The sequence below is a fragment of the Halomonas sp. SIMBA_159 genome (genome assembly GCF_046536035.1).
Lineage (GTDB): Bacteria > Pseudomonadota > Gammaproteobacteria > Pseudomonadales > Halomonadaceae > Vreelandella > Vreelandella venusta_A.
Window position 1 is genome coordinate 1 of sequence record NZ_JAWJBT010000834.1, and the last position, 263, is coordinate 263.

General features: G+C 68.8%; 1 protein-coding gene. It reads left to right on the top strand.

The features are described from left to right. The coding region (locus tag R0J87_RS21560; RefSeq protein ID WP_498888853.1) for a hypothetical protein at positions 1 to 248 on the top strand (248 nt) is incomplete at its 5' end. Positions 249 to 263 lie beyond the last annotated feature (15 nt).

Here is a 263-nt window from a genome sequence, read left to right on the forward strand (position 1 = left end):
CGCTGAGGCGTTCGACGCGAAGCCCCGCAGCGCTCGCGGTCGTCGGACAAATTCCGAGCCTCGTGGTGGTCGCCCTCATCACGCAATACAGCATGTTCCTCTGGTTCTGCGTCGGCCTGGCCATCACCTGGGCCAGAGACTCTGCCGTGCTCCGAGGGCCCGACGAACCGGCCACGCGCGTCGATATCGGCGCACCGGAGGGGCTGCGGCTGCCGAGCAGCGCCCCGCCGTCCTACCCACGAGCGTGAGGGTGCGGAAACGTT